Source organism: Sulfitobacter sp. (assembly GCF_036960155.1).
Lineage (GTDB): Bacteria > Pseudomonadota > Alphaproteobacteria > Rhodobacterales > Rhodobacteraceae > Sulfitobacter.
Genome location: NZ_JBALWB010000001.1, coordinates 65,616 through 82,152 on the forward strand (window position 1 = coordinate 65,616; position 16,537 = coordinate 82,152).

Genomic DNA, 16,537 nt, shown 5'->3' on the forward strand with positions numbered 1-16,537 from the left:
CCATAGGTATTGGCGGCATTGATCGTGCTGCCATCCAGCGCCTTCATGGTTGCGCGTTCACGCGCGATAAGCGCTACGGCCTGTGCGGTGACATCGTAGTCGTCGATAAAGGCTTCTGCCCCGCCATCAGCTTCGTTCCGGCTTACCAGCACATAATATGCTTTGGCCGATCCACCGTCCAAGCCCGCACCTTTGATCGCCAGCTTGGCAATCACGGATGGGATAACGTTGGTCTCATCCAGTTCTTTCCAATAATCTTTATCGGTCGGATCGAACGTGGCGCTACCGAGGTCTACGGTGTCAGCCGCAGTGCCGCCCTCGCCCATATACTGGAACACTTTTCCGCGCAGGTCTTCGACCGGATGCGTGGACGCTATATAGACTTTGTTACCGAAAACCAGCGGCCTTTCACCGGATTCCGTCGTGTATTGATAGGCGTCCAGCAATTCTTGCGCAAAGCTGTTCAGCATTCCGATGCCCAGATCGTTGGTCCGCGCCGCGCCAGTGACCAAAAGCGTCTGACTGTCCATTGTTGTCACATCTTCGGCCCGCACCGTAACGGTACCTCCGGCTGCAGTAACCGCCTCGTCCGATGGTGTTCCATCGGTGTCGTCAATGTAGGCGCGCGCCATTCCTGCCAACATATTGGAGGCCAAAACCCCTTGTGCCGACATGGCCGAAGCACCTTGGAAAGCAGCGCCCTTTGAAGACACATCAGTGCCGATGCGTGCCTTCAGAGTTGCTTTGTTATCCGCTTCGACAGTCACGCCAGTTTGACCGGAGACATCTGAATCGATGATACGTGCGGTTGTGTCAGAGGGTGTCTTATCCCCGATATCGGTCCCGATCAGCGCATCAATGGTCTGGAATAGCAGGTTTTCAGGTGCATATCCCAACGTGTTGAAGGCTACCATAACACCGACGGCATCTGCCCCCGAACTGATTACCGCTTTTAGATCTGCATCTAACAATGCGGTATTTGTTGCGTCAACGGTCACAAGGCCCGCAGTAGAAGTGACATCAGAGCCGTCCGCAATTTCTGCCAACGCAGAGGCATTGGCCGTGTTCACCACTAGTACGCCGCCCACAGCAAGGGATGTACCACCACCGTCTGCGCCGCCACCGGAACTTTCTACTCCGATATCGCTTTCAGCTTTCAACGTGGCCGTCTCCGTGGCGATGACGGTAAGGTCGCCAATAGCCTGCACATCGGCGTTGCGGATCCGGGCAGTTGCGCCGCCGTCAAGCTGGTTGCGAATGGCCATGCCACCCACACCGACGCTGTCGCTATCGGATAGGTTTGTACCAGTTGGCACAAGTTCAGTCTCGGGAACCGGCTGCCAAAGGTCTTTATTTGTGAAATCCGTATTGGTCAGGTCAGGTGTGATCGTAGTGCCACCCATAAAGCGGTAAACGGTCCCTGCCGACGCTTTGCCTGTGCCACTATCTTCCCAGTCCGTCGTCACACCTACGCGGTCCCCAAAGGAAACCGATTGGCTATTGGAAGCCAATGTGTCCCCGTCAGTGTCTGTCACAACGAGACCGTTACTGCGATACAGCGCCGAAACCAATTCGCCCAATGCGGCATCAATCTGCGTGGCGCCGCCATCGTTTGTTGTAACGGAAGACGACACTACCTTGCCGTTCGAAAACAGCCCTATTTCATCCGCAGCACTGACAGCCAGTGTCGCACCCGAAGTAATGTCGCCATCGGTCGGGGCATTGGTGATCTCGGCCAAAGCTTCTGACGCGACCTTATTAGACGCAAAGATCATCGAGAAACCCATACCGCTGGCCTGGTAGAGTGGGTCAACAAACGAGCCGTCACCACCAATTGCCGCTGATTTGGCAGTATTTGAGACGGTCGCATTTAGTGTAGAAGTATTTTTGGCGTTCACTGTCAGCGCGCCAGTCGCTGCCACTTCAGAAGCGTCAATATAGGCGTGCGCATTTGACGGCGTTGCTGTCGCGCCTATGCCAAGACCCAAAAGCGTATCAATCCCAAGAAAAAGAATATTGCTCACGTCATGACCGATGAGGTTAAACGCAACGCTCACCCCAACAGCAGAATTGGCCCCACCGGTGATCTTGGTGGTCGCATCCGTGGTGCTATCCATAATTGCGGCATTTGTAGCCTCGACCAGTACCAAGCCATCAGATGTCACATCTGCACCGTCGCGAATGGCGGCGATAGTCTCGCCGAGCATCTCGTTGGACGATAGCGCGCCGCCCATCGACAGGTTGTAACTGCTTAGCGACGCAGAACCTTCCCGAACTTGGAGAGCTTCAGCACGGCTTGTCATCGCTTGTGCATTCACTGCCGTTACAGATACGGCCCCAGCATTTGCCTCGCCACCGACAACGGCAGCTTCGACGGTTTTATTCATCTGGTTGACCGCTCCGGCCAGCGACAGGTCAACGGCAGCGTAGTCGCCCAAAATACCGTCAAAATCCTTGGACCCTGCGGTCAGCGTAGTTTGGTCATTGGCAGACACATCCAGTGCGCCGCCAAGGTCAATATCGGCCAAATTGACCAACGCGCGGGTACTGCCGGTGATCGTGTTGATCGATACTTTTGCGCCACTTTCGTAGGTCGAGGTGTTGCCTGCCGAAACCGACAGAGACGCGCCGCGTACTGTGGCCCCATTCACTGACGCCAACACGGTATCCGAACCATTGATGTAGGTGACACCGATCACACTGGCCGTTACTTCGTTAGTGAATGAGCCCGAATTTTTTGCCTCAACCGCCAGCGCGCCTGACGATGCAGTGCCAAAGGTAGCAGCATTCACCACAGCCTGTGTGTCACGATCCACGGTCAATACCGCAAAGCTAACGCCAAAGTCTGACAAAACAGATCCAAGCAGGCCGGATTCATCCGGTGTCAGCTCAATACTCAGGGTCGACGTATCTTCAGCCCTAACCAACCCACTGACGCTTTCGCCACTCAATGTATCGCTGCCGATTTCGACAATCGCGCCAGATTGCACGGTCGCATGTGTTGTGGTGTCAGCCAGAATGTTCTGAGTAAAAGAGCCCAGTACGGACTGGCCCGCATCTACCGAAATATCAAGATTTGTTGTGGCCGTTAGTCCGAAGGCACCCGCCACAATCCGAGACGCACTGCCCACTGTCGCCGTAGCCTCTAACGTTGGCATCTGCAGTGGAATAGCACCTGATGGCGAGAAGATCGAAAAGTCGCCCGTCGCGTCGGCAATCCGTTCCGCTGTCGCACTTAAGCTAACTTCACCTGTGGCATAGATCGAACCTTGGACATCCACAGCGCTGCTAACAGTTCCACTGCCGATCAGGTTGAGGGCGGTAAGCGATCCGTCATTTGCGCTATCGGAGGCGTGCAATTTCACACTAGACAATTTCGCCGCGTCAGAGCCGATAGAAACACCCGCCGCAACATTGATGACTTCCGTTTCAACGATGAGGTCACCAGTAAAGGCGTCAGACCAGCTGTTGATGTTCAGCGTAATCACCGGATCAACAAGCGCGTTGCTGCTTGAAACCGTCAAGCTGTCGGTCGGCGCGTTGAGTTCATAGCGTTCTAGATTGGCACCATCAACAACGATGTCGAAACTAGATCCAACCAGACTGCCAGCGTCCAACGTAGCCGTCCCCGTCAGAAGCGGCGCGCTGTTTGGAATCAGATTGACTGTGAAGTGATCGACAGTCGCAATCTGCTGGACTGGCTCCAATCCTAGGAAAGACAATACATCCCCATCACGGATGATTGTCCCCGAATTGGCATCAATCGCTTGATACTCTATCGAGTTGTAGTGGCCTTCAGACAGAATCAGTGTGTCAAAGCCCCCCGCACCACCATCGATTCCCACCATGCTGCCAGTCGGGGAAACAATGAATTCGTCCTCGTTGTCCTCGGCACCGATGGCCCATTCTACACCAGCAAAATCAACGGTCACAAAGCCATCGTTTGCAGTGCCTTCACTTGAGTCTCCGATGACCCAAGACGTGTTGCGATCCGTGTCAAAAACAACACTGTCCACACCGCCGCCGCCGTCGATGTTAAAAGTGAAAGGTGTGGTGTCTCCAAAGCTTGCAGCGTCGATCACAAATGCGTCGTTTCCGCCCCCGCCAAGGATCGAAACTCCGGTGATTTCACTTAGGTCGCCAAAGGCCAATATCGCGCCGCCCGCACGGTCGACGATTTGGACCCTTTGTACTGATGTCGCACCACTTTCTGCTTCTTGAACGTCTTCGTGAAGCTGCACCAGAAGCTCATGATCGCGGTTGTCCTGATACATTGTCGTGAGGTCAAGCGCGAGCACATCAGCGTTCAACAAAACCCTCGGTTCTAGGGGGTCCAAAAGCAGCGAACGCGCAGCCTTTTCCATCGCATAAAAGCGGGAGACATCACGCTTTTTCAGTCGCCTACTTGATCGCCGATTAATTGGAAGAGCTGGAAGCGAACCGGTCGGAATTTGGCGGAAAGGCGCGGACATGGACGTCTCCAAAAAATGAAGTATCAACTCGGATGGAACAACTAGGTGGTCAACAAATAAGCGAGTGAAACTAGGACGTTTTCAAAACAATGGCTTAGACAATAGCCTAACATTAGCACACTTACGCGCTTAACATCACAACTAGTTGTCAAGAGTTCACAATTATTTGAAAACCTTGCGCTGATCAGCGCTCATTGAGCTGATCAACCAACCCGTCAAGAATATAATCGACCTGATGATGGGCATCCACGCAGACCTCGCACAGCGGTTTCACCCGCGCCAATTGCAGCGCGCATGCAGGTCTGACGATCAGTTCATACTGCGCCAGATAGCCTTTCAGCCAGTCCACGAATGCACCTGCGCGTGCAGTTGGCACAGTGTCGGCCAATTGAGCCACCTTGCGCGACAGCGCAAGATCGGCAGGGCAATCAATCCAGACAGCCTTGTCTATCAGTTTGCCGGTTTGCGGGTGTGCCCGACCTAAAGGCGTGTCGAAAACAACAGGGCCATGTGCTGCCGCGACCCGCAGCGCATCGCTGAGCCCCGGTGTTTCGATCTCCGAATAAGGAGAACCGCGCGAAATCCATTCCTGTACAGTTTCTGGCCCGCTGCGCGTGAAGGTCTCGTAGGTGTCATACGAGATCAGCTCGCATCCCATGCGCACAGATAACCCCTTGGCTAGACGTGATTTTCCTGCCCCAGGCGCCCCACAAATGGCTATGATCGGCCCCTGTGTCAAATCCGCTCACCAGCAACTACATGAAACGCCATATCAAGAGAAACCGACTGGCGCGGCAGTAACTTCAAACCCGCAGCGTTTATAGCTGCCTCGTAGAATGAGGGCGATCTATAATATTGAGAAAACACAAGATTTGCAGACGCCGTCGCGCCACACATTGTCGGCTCTTCAACAATCGGACCGCGCTCACAAATGATGACCCGCCCCCCGACGGGCACATGCTGCGCCGCTTTGTTTATCATTTTTTGGGCGGCCTCATCTGTCCAGTCGTGCAAAACCGATTTAAACAATACCGCGTCACCATCAGGCCACTCGATTTCGCGCGCGTCTCCCGCCAAAAAAGTCAATCTGGTATTGAACGTTTCGGGGAGCACGCCTGCCCCAAGATGACACACTGCAGGCAAGTCCAGCACTGTCGCCCGCAAACCTCTATGCCTCTCCAAAAGACCCCGTGCAAAAATACCAGTATTCCCACCCACTTCAAGCAAGTGGCCCATCCCCTCCAACGGGATAAGTGGCACCAGATCAGGAACCTCACGCGCCGTCAGGTCGGATACATAGTTGGCCCAAGGCGCGGTGTCTTCCAGATGCGCGGCCCCTGTTCCAAGCGCCCTGTCATACCGAAAGAAACGGAACGTAGCCGCAGCGCGCTGAAAGGCCTGCGGATCACTCATCAGGCTGTCGCCATGCATAAGCACGTCACACGCGGCCAGCGCTACAAAATCTGCCCGCCGCCTTAATGCTGCGGGGTCCACAGACATAAGGTCTTGCATCATCGGAGTGAGCTGCCAACATTTTCCTTCCAGCACCGCGATGCCGCATTGCCTGAAAAGACCCAGCAAGTTATCCAGACCACTGCACGGCAACGACGTCTGCGCGCCTAAGCTTTCGCGCGACATAGGCCCTTTGTGCAGCACCTGCAGAACCCCTGTTTTTAAACCCACCCGCAATGCCATAAGACTTGGAATATCATCCAGAAGATGGGTCTCAAAAGTTATATTTTTCTGGTTCATGGTGTTATCTTGCGCCTAAGGTTCGCCTAGTGCAAGCTACCCAGTAACCGGATTGGCCGGCTCCACGGGAGACATCGCAGATGCGCAGACACGGCCCCATCCCAAAGGTACCCGCATTGGCCTTTGCCATCGCGCTTTTGCCTACGTTAGGCTTTGCCGCACCACTGGATTGCGTAATTGAGCCGAAAGCGATCATCAATCTGGTTTCTTCGGAAAAAGGGCGCATAGCCAGCATCAAGGTACGTCGTGGAAGCAGTGTCAAAATAGGCGATGTTCTGGTTGTCTTGGAGGATGATGTACAGCGGCTGAACCTTGCTATGGCTCAGGTCAGAAAAGAGTCAGACCTAGAGATGAGAGCTGCACAGGCGCGCTTGGTCCAACGCACTAAAGACCTTGATCGCGCCCAGACATTGGCCGACCGCAACGTTGCTGCCATGACGCAAGTTGAGGATGCCCAGATTGAGATGGAGTTAACCAAACTGACGGTCGAACAAGCACGCCTGACCGCGGCTCTCGCGGACATTGAACACCAGCAAGCACGTACTCTTTTGGAACACCGCACCCTGAACAGCCCAATCGACGGTGTCGTCGTTGCGGTTCAGGCCGCCCCCGGTGCCTTTGCATCCGAACAGCTACAGCTGCTTACCCTCGCCGATATTGACCCACTCCACGTCGAAGTATTTGCCCCCCTCGACTATTACGATGAAATTGCAGTCGGTGACGTGTTCAAGGTGGCTCAGACTGCGCCACTTACAGGTGTATTTGACGCGACGGTCAGTGCTGTGGATACGGTGTTCGATGCAGCCAGCGGGACTTTCGGCATCCAACTGACTATTCCAAACGGGTCAGGAAATATACCCGCAGGCACCCGATGTGAGATCGATCTAGATCGCTGAGCGGTTTCGCATTTTGTGCATATGCCTGATGCAAAAGTTGCATTATTTCGGAACCTGTTTTTTGATCAAGTTGGGAGAGCCCAACAACAAATATGATATTTTATTTGCTAGTACTGGTTAGGCATCAGAGTCATCTGCTGCTAAAAATATGGCCAGTTACAATCGCCTCTCCTTTCGTACACGCCTCTCTTTTGCTTCTAAATTAAAGAGTTACTTACTGAACAGTCGAGTGCGACGCCTAAGACCGCACTTTCTAAATGGGACGGACATGTCGATACATTGAAAGCGCCAAAAATCATATAATTTGATGCAGCGCCCTGCGAACGGCAGCCTATCCCAGACCAGCCTTTCGAGCCATGCGCACCTACAGGCCGTTTCGAGAGGCATTCTGAACAAAAGCTATTTCAGAATTGAATTGTTCAGAAAATAGGAAACTCTACCAAACTTCGACTGACGGTCGCAATTCAATTTCCCACGTCCAAGCACTGCGATCTTGCTGTGCGATAGCAAGATATGTCTTCGCAATTTGGTCAGTATCCAATGTTTTGTCGGAGTCGTCATAGGGTGATCCACGCTCCGAGTTTGGGATAACCCCATCAATCACAAAGTGTGCTACATGAATATTCTGTGGAACCAGTTCTCGGGCCAAGCTTTGACAAAGACCACGCAAAGCGAACTTGCCCATCGCAAATGGGGCCGACTGAGCAAACCCTTTTACGCACGCAGAGGCCCCCGTAAGCAAAAGTGTACCTGAACCCTTTTTAAGCATGTGCTTTGCGGCTTCTTGCGCAACAAGCATGGCGCCGAATGCATTAACCAATAAGGAATTACGCACGTCTTCGGCATCAAGGGTGATGATGGGGCCGTGTAAATATACACCAGCATTATAAGCGACTAGGTCAGGCGACTTTACTTTGTCATCAAGTTGTTGGAACAAATGCTCGACACTTTTGGGATCAGATGCGTCGCGCTAAACAGCTTCAGCACCAATCTCTTTACATATTGAAGAGCGTTTTTGCGTGTCACGCGCCGCTAGTACAACATCCATACCTTCTTTGATTAAAAATTTCGCCAGCAATGTGCTTAGCATTGGGCCCGCACCAACAATTAGAGCGGTACCAATCATACAAATTGCTCCAATGAAGAAGGCGAAGTCATAGATAGATGTTGTATGGTTACTGGTGAACTTAGCCAACTTTGGTATTTTGAAAACACACTTTTTGTATACTCTTTTTCGTAATGTGCCTGCACAGCAGCTTCATCGTCAAATATCTCGAAGAGGTGCAAGACCCCCAACTCATCCCGACTCTCAAGAACTGTGAATAAGTGACAACCGGGTTCACCCAAAGTTGGCGGTATCAATTCCTCCAATGCTGCTTTTGCATCGTTGAAATGTTCTGGTTTTGGTTTGATTGTCGCAAAAAGATATAGGCGTTCTGCAGGTTTACGCACTTGCAAGCTCCTTTAAGTAAACAGGCATCACCCTGTTAATGAATTCCATTTGAATAGGCGCAACAGCGTCATTGACGCGCGCTAGCGTATACGCCTCAGTTAGGTCTGTTGGCATCACACCTGCATTGTTGACCAATACATCGAGAGGCTGGTTCTCCTCAATTCTGTCAACAACGACATTGATTGACTTTTGACTGGCTACAACCAGTTCGACGATTTCTAATGAGAACTTATTTTCTGCAGCCCGGACCCGCAGCTTTTCCGCCGCCGGTCGGTTGCCACCCACTTTGTTACGCATTGAAGCATACACATAATGCCCTGATCAGCGATGGCCTTGGCGGCGAGAAGCCCGATGCCTCGGCTTGTGCCTGCGAGCAGTATTGTCTTTGATTTCGACATATATTACTTCCCCTTTCTGAAAGTTGTTTTTAGGAAAAAGGCGTAGCGGCTCACCGTCACGCACCGCTTTCACCCGCGTCAGGGCGCCACTCCAAGAATTAAGAAGCCAGTCACCCGCCTCTTCATCTGTGAGGTGCTCTAGGCCAATGTCGCTTTTATCCAGCTCGGCAATACAGTTAGTGATTTCTGAACTGACAGCGCGCCAATGATTTCCAAGCAGTTCTTGGAAGTCCGGATATTCATTCGCAAGCTCTGTTGAGAGGTTACACATCAGGCAACCGTTAGCAAAACCCCGATCTTCAAAATCATCATGCGCTGTTTGGAAAAATGCCTTAAGGCGCACGTCAGCTGTGCACTCAGAGTTTTGCAGGTCATTTTTTGTGCTTTCTAACAACTCCGCATAGTAGTGCTTGGCCACTTCTAGACCAAACATCTCTTTGCGTTGGAAATAGTGGTAGAATGATCCTTTGGGCGTTCCGCTAGCTCTTAGAACGTCATTGATCTCTACACTTGCATAGCTGCCAGCCCGAATTAGGTTCATGCCAACATCAAGTAGCTTGGTGCGCGTGTCTGTATAGCTTTTCTCATCTCGACTACGTGCCATTGAGCTTCACCCGCTCCAAAATTTTAGCTGATACCTGTAATTTGACCAGTCTGCTATTAGTGAAACCCACACATATTCTTACCCTCTCTTACCACAAAACCCCACAATTTGATCAAACGTACAAAGATGTGTCAGGGTGTGCGTTTTTCAGGCCGCCAGCATTCTGCAAAGCTCGATGGCCCCCATTTTTCTTAGTCTTAGTCGGAGCCAAAAGCCCCGGTAATCCACCATAATCACAATTGATTATTAAGACACTGGCTTGCCAAACCTTTCGAATAATCAATAGCGAGCGCACAAAACATCAAAAATCACTACCACAACAAGAAACGGATATTTGGGAAAACGGCGTCGACGTATTTGAACTCCAGACATCAGATCAGGAGATAAACGATGCAACTCAAAGACAAGACAGTCATTATTACAGGTGCAAGCAGCGGTATCGGTGCAGCAGCAGCCGTCATGTTTGCCAACGAAGGTGCCAAACTTGTGCTTGGCGCACGCCGCGAGAAAGAGCTTATGTCGATCGTCGGTCAGATCAACCAAAGCAACGGCAATGCCGTCTGTTTGGCTGGTGACGTCGGGGATAAGGAGTACAACAAATCCCTCGTTGAGATGGCTGAAAACACCTATGGCGGCTTGGATGCTGCCTTCAACAACGCAGGCACGATGGGTAACCCTGTACCAGTGCCAGACATGGAATCTGAAGATTGGGACGCAGTATTAAAAACCAACCTTACAAGCGCGTTTTATGCTGCCAAGCATCAGATCCCTGCGATGAAGCGCACAGGAGCAGGATCGATCATCTTTACATCAAGTTTCGTTGGCTACACGGCCGCGTTTCCGGGAATGGGAGCCTACGCTGCAAGCAAATCCGGTTTAATTGGGTTGGCTCAAGTATTGGCAACTGAACATGGTGCTGATGGCATTCGGGCGAATACTTTGCTGCCCGGCGGCACAAGGACTGCCATGGCAGGTGATCTGGATGCAAACCCTGATCAAAAGGCGTTTTACGACTCCATTCACGCGTTAAAGCGCATGGCTGACCCAGAAGAGATTGCAAAAGCAGCACTGTTCCTTGCATCGGATAACTCAAGTTTTGTCACTGGCAGCGCAATGGTCGTTGATGGCGGAAACTCGATTGATAAAGTCTAGCTATTTTGAATGCGCAAGAAACGGGCTGCTTGCTGGCCCGTTTCTCCCTACTTGGGAACGCACATATCTTTAGCGATTGCGGATCATCCACAATCGAAACTTAATGATGGATAATACGGATGGAAGAAACTGATGCCATGTGGGGAGCGGTTCTTGAAAGAGATCAAAACCCTGATCCACAGTTTTTCTACGCTGTAAAAACGACAGGGGTTTACTGCCGTCCAAATTGCCCGTCTCGCCGCCCAAAACGCCAGAACGTCGCGTATTACCCGACGACACGACATGCCGAGAATGAGGGATTTCGCGCGTGCTTGCGGTGTCGGCCAAGCCTAAAATCACCAAAGGAAGAAACCGCATCTCGCATAGCCTCGGCGTGCCGCGTCATTGAAACTGCAGAAGAAGAACCGAGCCTAGATGAACTCGCCAAGCAAAGCGGATTAAGCACATTTCACTTCCAACGTACCTTTAAGGCAGCGATGGGTGTGTCTCCCAAAGCCTATGCAAAAGCCCACCGCATGAAACGGTTTCAGGACATTTTGAATTCAAGCGAGGCGTCAATCACATCTGCAATTTATGATGCAGGATACGCGTCCAGCAGTCGGTTTTACGAAACAGCAACGCGTGCGCTCGGGATGACCCCAAAGCAGGTGCGCAAAGGCGGAAAAGACGTGAAAATCCTATTTGCCATCGGTGAAAGCACACTTGGCTCAGTTCTTATTGCCAGCAGCGCAAAGGGCGTCTGCTCTATGCTGCTTGGCGACACCCCAGAGGCTGTCTTGGACGATTTGCAGGGGCGGTTTCCAGCGGCCGAATTGATTGGGAATGACCCCGATTATGAAACACTTATCGCCCAGGTAATCCAGTTTGTGGACAATCCGCACTACGGCTTCAAGCTGCCGTTAGATATTCAAGGAACGGCATTTCAGCAACGAGTTTGGGAGGCCCTACGAGACATTCCCGTCGGCACTACTGCGAGTTACGGCGAGATTGCGGAAAAAATCGGCGCACCAAAATCGTTTCGCGCCGTGGCGCAGGCGTGCGGTGCGAACAACATCGCTGTCGCCATCCCCTGTCACCGCGTCGTGCGCTCCGACGGTGGATTGTCGGGCTACCGTTGGGGCGTTGAACGCAAGAGCGTAATTCTGGAAATTGAAAGAAAAGCAGGATAGTACTCAAGATGAATAGTATTCAAGAACTCTCAAGCCGCATCGGTGCAATTTCCAATGGCGATCTTGCAACAGACTTAAACGCCTTCGGATGCGCAACGCTCAAAGGCATACTGTCACCAGAGCAGTACGGGGAGATTTCTCGGTTGTATCCCGAGGACAAACCATTCCGCAGCCATATCCACATGGCGCGTCATGGTTTTGGAAAAGGCGAGTACAAGTATTTTTCATACCCCCTGCCCGAGCCGGTCTCGACTATTCGTGAGCAGCTCTATCCAAAACTGGTTCCTGTAGCCAACGAATGGAATGAACGGATGGGGTTGGAGCCTCGGTTCCCCCTCTCACATTCGGACTATATTGATAAGTGCCATACCGCAGGTCAAACTCGGCCAACGCCATTGCTTCTTCAATACGCGGTAAACGATTTCAATTGCCTGCGTCAAGACGTCTACGGCGACCTTCTGTTTCCGCTACAAGTCGCTGTTTTGTTGTCGCGGTCAGAGCATGATTTCACGGGCGGAGAGTACGTTTTGACGGAACAAAGACCCCGCATGCAAAGCAGAACCGAAGTCGTTTCATTGGATCAAGGGGATGCCGTTGTTTTTGCAGTACGGAACCGTCCTGTCAAAGGTGCAAAACGCGACTATCGTGTGAACGTGCGGCATGGAGTAAGTAGGCTCAAAGGCGGGCAGCGGCATACCTTAGGTGTGATTTTTCACGACGCTAAATAGCTGGACTCCTTCAGACTGTTCGAGCCTTTCCCTGCTAACCTTTGAAAAATTTCTAATCCAAAACAATTCGTTAAGGTGATCAATGGCACTGCTTCGACAAATTCGAAAGATGTCTGCAGAGTGTTCCTTAGTTCAATCTGCAAGCATAATCGCAAGCATTCACCATGGACCACCCTGATACATCTTTCTAACACGAAGATGGGGCCGACAATACGCTGTCGGCCCACATTCGGCGGATATCGCTACAGCCCGCAGAATTAAGGCGCCGCATATAAAGTGTATTACGCTTTAAAACTCATTTGCGTTCCATTGAGGCTGAACCAATTGCCCCTGAGCATTGGCATATGTTGAATGCCCTTGGCCTGTAGGGAGATGTACCGTTACAGCAGCTGAGCGTTTTGTTCCTGCTGGTATGGATTTAAGAACCCTCAACTTTTTGACTGATCCGTTTGGAAGCCGGCAGGACAAAGGAGAGTTTCTAAATTTTGTGGGCACTTCCATCAGGTTCTTTAGGTTATCATTTTTCAAAGTTCCATCTGGAGTAGCCACTTGGCACACAGTTCCGTCTGGCGCGCCCTGGACAGCCAATAGAATTCTATCTTTGCCGTAGTCTTTGGAAAGTCTGACGTAATCAGCGTCAGAGCCCGAACATCCCACAAGGGAAAAAGCGAGACCAAGGGCCAAAAATGAAGGTAAAATGCGCATTGAGGATATCTTTCAAATTGGTGTGACTTAGTCGAACGACCACACCTATAAAGGGTAGTCAAGATTAGCCAAGACCCCTAACGCCTTAAAAAGTATATTCTATTTTTAAGAGGTTGTGTCTTCGACCACTCCAAGCGTCATTCGGAACATGCGTCCCCCAGCCAAGAAACTGCCGCTTTAGCAGCCTCCAGTGCGGCATCAGAGTTTTCAAATGTCGCGGTCCCATGGTGGCCAATACTATACCATCCGCGCCCATCTTCGGGATCACGGCGGAACTCATCAAATCCAAATGTCCCATCGGGGCGGGCAAAAACATCAACACAAATGGTTTCACCATCTAGGTTAATAGACCGGACAACTTTATTGATATGAGCCATGATGCCATCCCTTTGATCTGGCCAGATTCAAAATGGCGCGCTCGCCTGTCTATGCCGAAAACCGGCATCCCTCATTTCCTCAAATCTAAGTCGAGGAGTTGAACAGTTCTCTCATCCAGATGACTGCCAAAGAACTTGTCCAATACTGCCAAGGCCGACGTTTCGAAAGATGCGCACTTGAAAAACAGCGTCATGGATGAGTGTAGTTTCAAGTTACCCGGCGGACCCAGTACCTTGAGAGCATCAGAGCACTCTAAGTCCCTCAAGATTTCGCAACACTCACAATGTCTCTCGCCTAGCACCGCGTCACTAAGGTATCGATCTGCTTCGACCAAGCCTGACAATCCAAAGTAATGTGCAGTTGCACTTCTTCCCAGTGATCGCAATTACGGAAACACAAACCACATCTAATGGCTCTTTTTCGATCCGTTCTTTAGCTCTTCAATGACAGTTGGCCACACAGACCCCTGCGCATCCAAAAATCGTTCCAACCGATCAATGTTCTCGGGTCGAACTATCAACGTCACAATAAGAAGACCTCCAGAACGGTTCTCAACTCAATATTGCGAGCGCAAGTATTCCATCACTGAGCTGCGCACCGACATCTCACCGCGCTCACGCGCATCCTCTATTACGGCGCGGACTTCGGTAAGATCACAACGGCGCAACAGGCTTTTAACAGGCCCAATAGAGGCCGGGCGCATCGACAATGCCCGCAAACCAATCGCCGCAAAACACAAGGCCTCAACAGGGCGGCCAGCGTCCTCGCCGCAGAATGATACAGGCGTACCAGTATCGGCACAGCGCTGAACGATCCCCTCAAGAAAGGTAAGGAAGCTAAGGTTCAACGTATCATAGCGCTTGCGCACACGTTCGTTTTCGCGATCCGCCGCAAAGAAGAACTGCTTGAGATCATTACCGCCAATGGATAAGAAATCTACTTCTTCAAAGAACTTATCAGGCGCAAAGGCAAGGCTTGGCGTCTCCAACATTGCACCAACCTCAATCGAGGACGGCAGCTTGTGGCCCAGCTTTGCTTCGCGCGCGAGTGTCTTGTCGATTTCAGCGCGGGCAGCACGATATTCTTCGAATTGCGCAACAAAGGGAAACATCACCGTCAGTGGCCCACCGTCAGCTGCGCGAAACAATGCTTGCAGTTGCATCCGCATGATGCCGGGTTTGTCCAGCCCAACACGGATCGCGCGCCACCCCAATGCGGGGTTGGGCTCGTCGTTTGGCTTCATGTAGGGCAAAACCTTGTCTGACCCAATATCGAGCGTGCGAAACACCACCCGTTTGCCCTGAGCAGCGTCAAGGACACGTTTGTAAAGCGAGCTAAGGTCCGAGCGGCGCGGCATTTGGTTGCGCACAAGGAATTGCAGCTCGGTCCGAAATAACCCGACCCCTTCGGCGCCCGAGTTCACCAACGAAGGCAAATCAGCCATCAACCCTGCGTTCATTTGCAAGGAAATGATATTCCCGCATTTCGTTTCAGCAGGCTTGTCCCGAATAGAGGTATACCGTTCCTGCGCAGCGGCTTGCATCGCGATCTTATCACGGAACGCGGTCGCCACAGCATCGTCAGGGCGCAGATGCACAATGCCCTGCTCTCCGTCGATCATAACATGATCGCCGTTCAGCCCTTCATTGGTGATGCGACCTGCGTGCACGATCAGCGGGATCGCCAGCGCACGGGCAACAATCGCCGCATGGGACCCAACCGAGCCTTGCTCCAGAATGATCCCTCGTAAGGAACGCCCGTATTCCAGTAACTCTGCCGGCCCGATATTACGGGCCACCAAAATTGGATCTGCAGGCATTTCCGCGCCAGTATCAGATCCTTGGCCTGTCAAAATCCGCAGGAGCCTATTGGACAAATCGTCCAAATCGCTCAACCGTTCGCGCATATAGCTGTCTGACGATTGCCCGATACGGGACTGGGCCAGTGATTGTTCTTTTTCCACAGCAGCCTCGGCGGACAGGCCCTGTATGATGTCGTCTTGCATCCGCTTCATCCAGCTCTTTGAATTCGCGAACATACGATAGGTCTGGATGACCTCTTGCTGGTCTTTATCGCCCAGCGCCATGGTCAGCATCTGATCTACACTCAAGCGCAGGGTATCAACTGCCTCGATCAGGCGCTGCGCCTCACGTTCAGGATCATCCGAGATAAGATTTGAAACAACAACACGCGGTTCGTGCAGCCAGATGTGCCCCTCTGCAACGCCCTCTTGGGCGACGGTGCCGCGCAACAATACTGGCTGGCTGTGGCGTGCAGACATCGCTGCCCCCTCACCCACAAACGCACCCAGTTCGGTCATTTCGGCCAGCACCATGGCGACAACTTCCAGCGCGTACACCTCATCGGTATTAAACTCGCGTGCCGTTTTGGATTGCGCAACCAGAACGCCCAATGTGTCACCCAATCGTTGGATAGGCACACCTAAAAAACTGGAGTAAATCTCTTCGCCCGTTTCGGGCATATACCGAAAACCTTTAGCCTGAGGCGCATCAGGGGTGTTAATCACCCGCCGTTGCTTGGCCACACGGCCCACCAGACCTTCACCCATTCTCATGCGTGTTTCATGCACCGCGTCCTTATTCAGACCCTCAGTGGCACAAAGTTCCAGCGTATCATCATCACGAAATAGATAGATCGAACACACCTCGCACCCCATAGAGGTAGCGATCAAATGAGTGATCTTATCAAGGCGGGCCTGACCTGCGTCATCCCCCGCCATAGCATCCCGCAGGCGCCCCAACAGCTTGCGACTGTCGCTTTCAGTACGTTCTGGCATGGCATCCCTAGTCTTTGCTTGAGCTTGATCATA

14 protein-coding genes and 1 pseudogene (1 of these 15 running past the window's edge) are annotated in these 16,537 nt (G+C 52.0%); 4 read left to right on the top strand and 11 right to left on the bottom strand.

What is annotated here, in order from left to right; all coding sequences use genetic code 11:
* The 3 genes from V7775_RS00180 to V7775_RS00190 all read right to left on the bottom strand — a co-directional run.
* Positions 1-4,472: the start of a calcium-binding protein gene (locus V7775_RS00180; RefSeq protein WP_335749835.1), read on the bottom strand. The gene continues 25,513 nt to the left of window position 1, outside the view; 4,472 of the gene's 29,985 nt are visible here — the first part of the coding sequence; the start codon lies at positions 4,470-4,472; its stop codon lies beyond the left edge, outside the window.
* A gap of 184 nt (positions 4,473-4,656) precedes the next feature.
* A complete protein-coding gene (locus V7775_RS00185) occupies positions 4,657-5,211 on the bottom strand; it encodes an AAA family ATPase (RefSeq protein ID WP_335749836.1) in 555 nt (184 codons plus the stop codon).
* Positions 5,208-6,224 (bottom strand): methyltransferase, encoded by a 1,017-nt coding sequence (locus V7775_RS00190; RefSeq protein ID WP_335749837.1) that lies wholly within the window; start codon positions 6,222-6,224, stop codon positions 5,208-5,210. Before V7775_RS00190 ends, V7775_RS00185 begins: the two co-directional genes overlap by 4 nt.
* Before the next feature lie 80 nt (positions 6,225-6,304).
* On the opposite strand from V7775_RS00190, the gene V7775_RS00195 reads away from it, so the two are divergent.
* Positions 6,305-7,120: an efflux RND transporter periplasmic adaptor subunit gene (locus V7775_RS00195; protein WP_335749838.1), complete on the top strand. Its 816-nt coding sequence runs from the start codon at positions 6,305-6,307 to the stop codon at positions 7,118-7,120.
* A gap of 436 nt (positions 7,121-7,556) precedes the next feature.
* Here the strand turns inward: V7775_RS00195 and V7775_RS00200 are convergent.
* The 5 genes and pseudogenes from V7775_RS00200 to V7775_RS00220 form a co-directional block, all read right to left on the bottom strand.
* A pseudogene (locus V7775_RS00200) lies at positions 7,557-8,075 on the bottom strand (SDR family NAD(P)-dependent oxidoreductase); the annotation flags it as partial.
* 15 nt (positions 8,076-8,090) lie between these two features.
* Positions 8,091-8,246: a hypothetical protein gene (locus V7775_RS00205; RefSeq protein ID WP_335749839.1), complete on the bottom strand. Its 156-nt coding sequence runs from the start codon at positions 8,244-8,246 to the stop codon at positions 8,091-8,093.
* Positions 8,243-8,572 (bottom strand): putative quinol monooxygenase, encoded by a 330-nt coding sequence (locus V7775_RS00210; protein WP_335749840.1) that lies wholly within the window; start codon positions 8,570-8,572, stop codon positions 8,243-8,245. The genes V7775_RS00205 and V7775_RS00210 overlap by 4 nt, the downstream gene beginning before the upstream one ends.
* Positions 8,565-8,870, bottom strand: a complete 306-nt coding sequence (locus tag V7775_RS00215; protein WP_335749841.1) for a hypothetical protein — start codon at positions 8,868-8,870, stop codon at positions 8,565-8,567. The genes V7775_RS00210 and V7775_RS00215 overlap by 8 nt, the downstream gene beginning before the upstream one ends.
* 24 nt (positions 8,871-8,894) lie before the next feature.
* Positions 8,895-9,575, bottom strand: a complete 681-nt coding sequence (locus V7775_RS00220; protein ID WP_335749842.1) for a TetR/AcrR family transcriptional regulator — start codon at positions 9,573-9,575, stop codon at positions 8,895-8,897.
* Between the two features lie 390 nt (positions 9,576-9,965).
* Between V7775_RS00220 and V7775_RS00225 the strand changes: the two genes are divergently transcribed.
* From V7775_RS00225 to V7775_RS00235, 3 genes are all read left to right on the top strand, one after another.
* The gene (locus V7775_RS00225; protein WP_335749843.1) at positions 9,966-10,727 is read left to right on the top strand and encodes an SDR family oxidoreductase; all 762 of its coding nucleotides are present in this window, start codon (positions 9,966-9,968) and stop codon (positions 10,725-10,727) included.
* A gap of 119 nt (positions 10,728-10,846) precedes the next feature.
* Positions 10,847-11,896 (top strand): bifunctional DNA-binding transcriptional regulator/O6-methylguanine-DNA methyltransferase Ada, encoded by a 1,050-nt coding sequence (gene ada / locus V7775_RS00230; protein ID WP_335749844.1) that lies wholly within the window; start codon positions 10,847-10,849, stop codon positions 11,894-11,896.
* 8 nt (positions 11,897-11,904) lie between these two features.
* Positions 11,905-12,624, top strand: coding sequence for a 2OG-Fe(II) oxygenase (locus V7775_RS00235; RefSeq protein WP_335749845.1), 720 nt, complete (start codon positions 11,905-11,907; stop codon positions 12,622-12,624).
* An 842-nt stretch (positions 12,625-13,466) separates the two neighbouring features.
* Here the strand turns inward: V7775_RS00235 and V7775_RS00240 are convergent.
* The 3 genes from V7775_RS00240 to ptsP form a co-directional block, all read right to left on the bottom strand.
* Positions 13,467-13,706, bottom strand: coding sequence for a hypothetical protein (locus V7775_RS00240; RefSeq protein WP_335749846.1), 240 nt, complete (start codon positions 13,704-13,706; stop codon positions 13,467-13,469).
* Positions 13,707-13,777: 71 nt separating this feature from the next.
* On the bottom strand, positions 13,778-14,092 hold the full coding sequence (locus V7775_RS24670) for a DUF1810 family protein (RefSeq protein WP_443070070.1): 315 nt from the start codon (positions 14,090-14,092) through the stop codon (positions 13,778-13,780).
* Positions 14,093-14,263: 171 nt separating this feature from the next.
* Complete coding sequence (gene ptsP, locus V7775_RS00245) at positions 14,264-16,504, bottom strand: phosphoenolpyruvate--protein phosphotransferase (RefSeq protein ID WP_335749847.1); 2,241 nt, start codon at positions 16,502-16,504, stop codon at positions 14,264-14,266.
* Positions 16,505-16,537 lie beyond the last annotated feature (33 nt).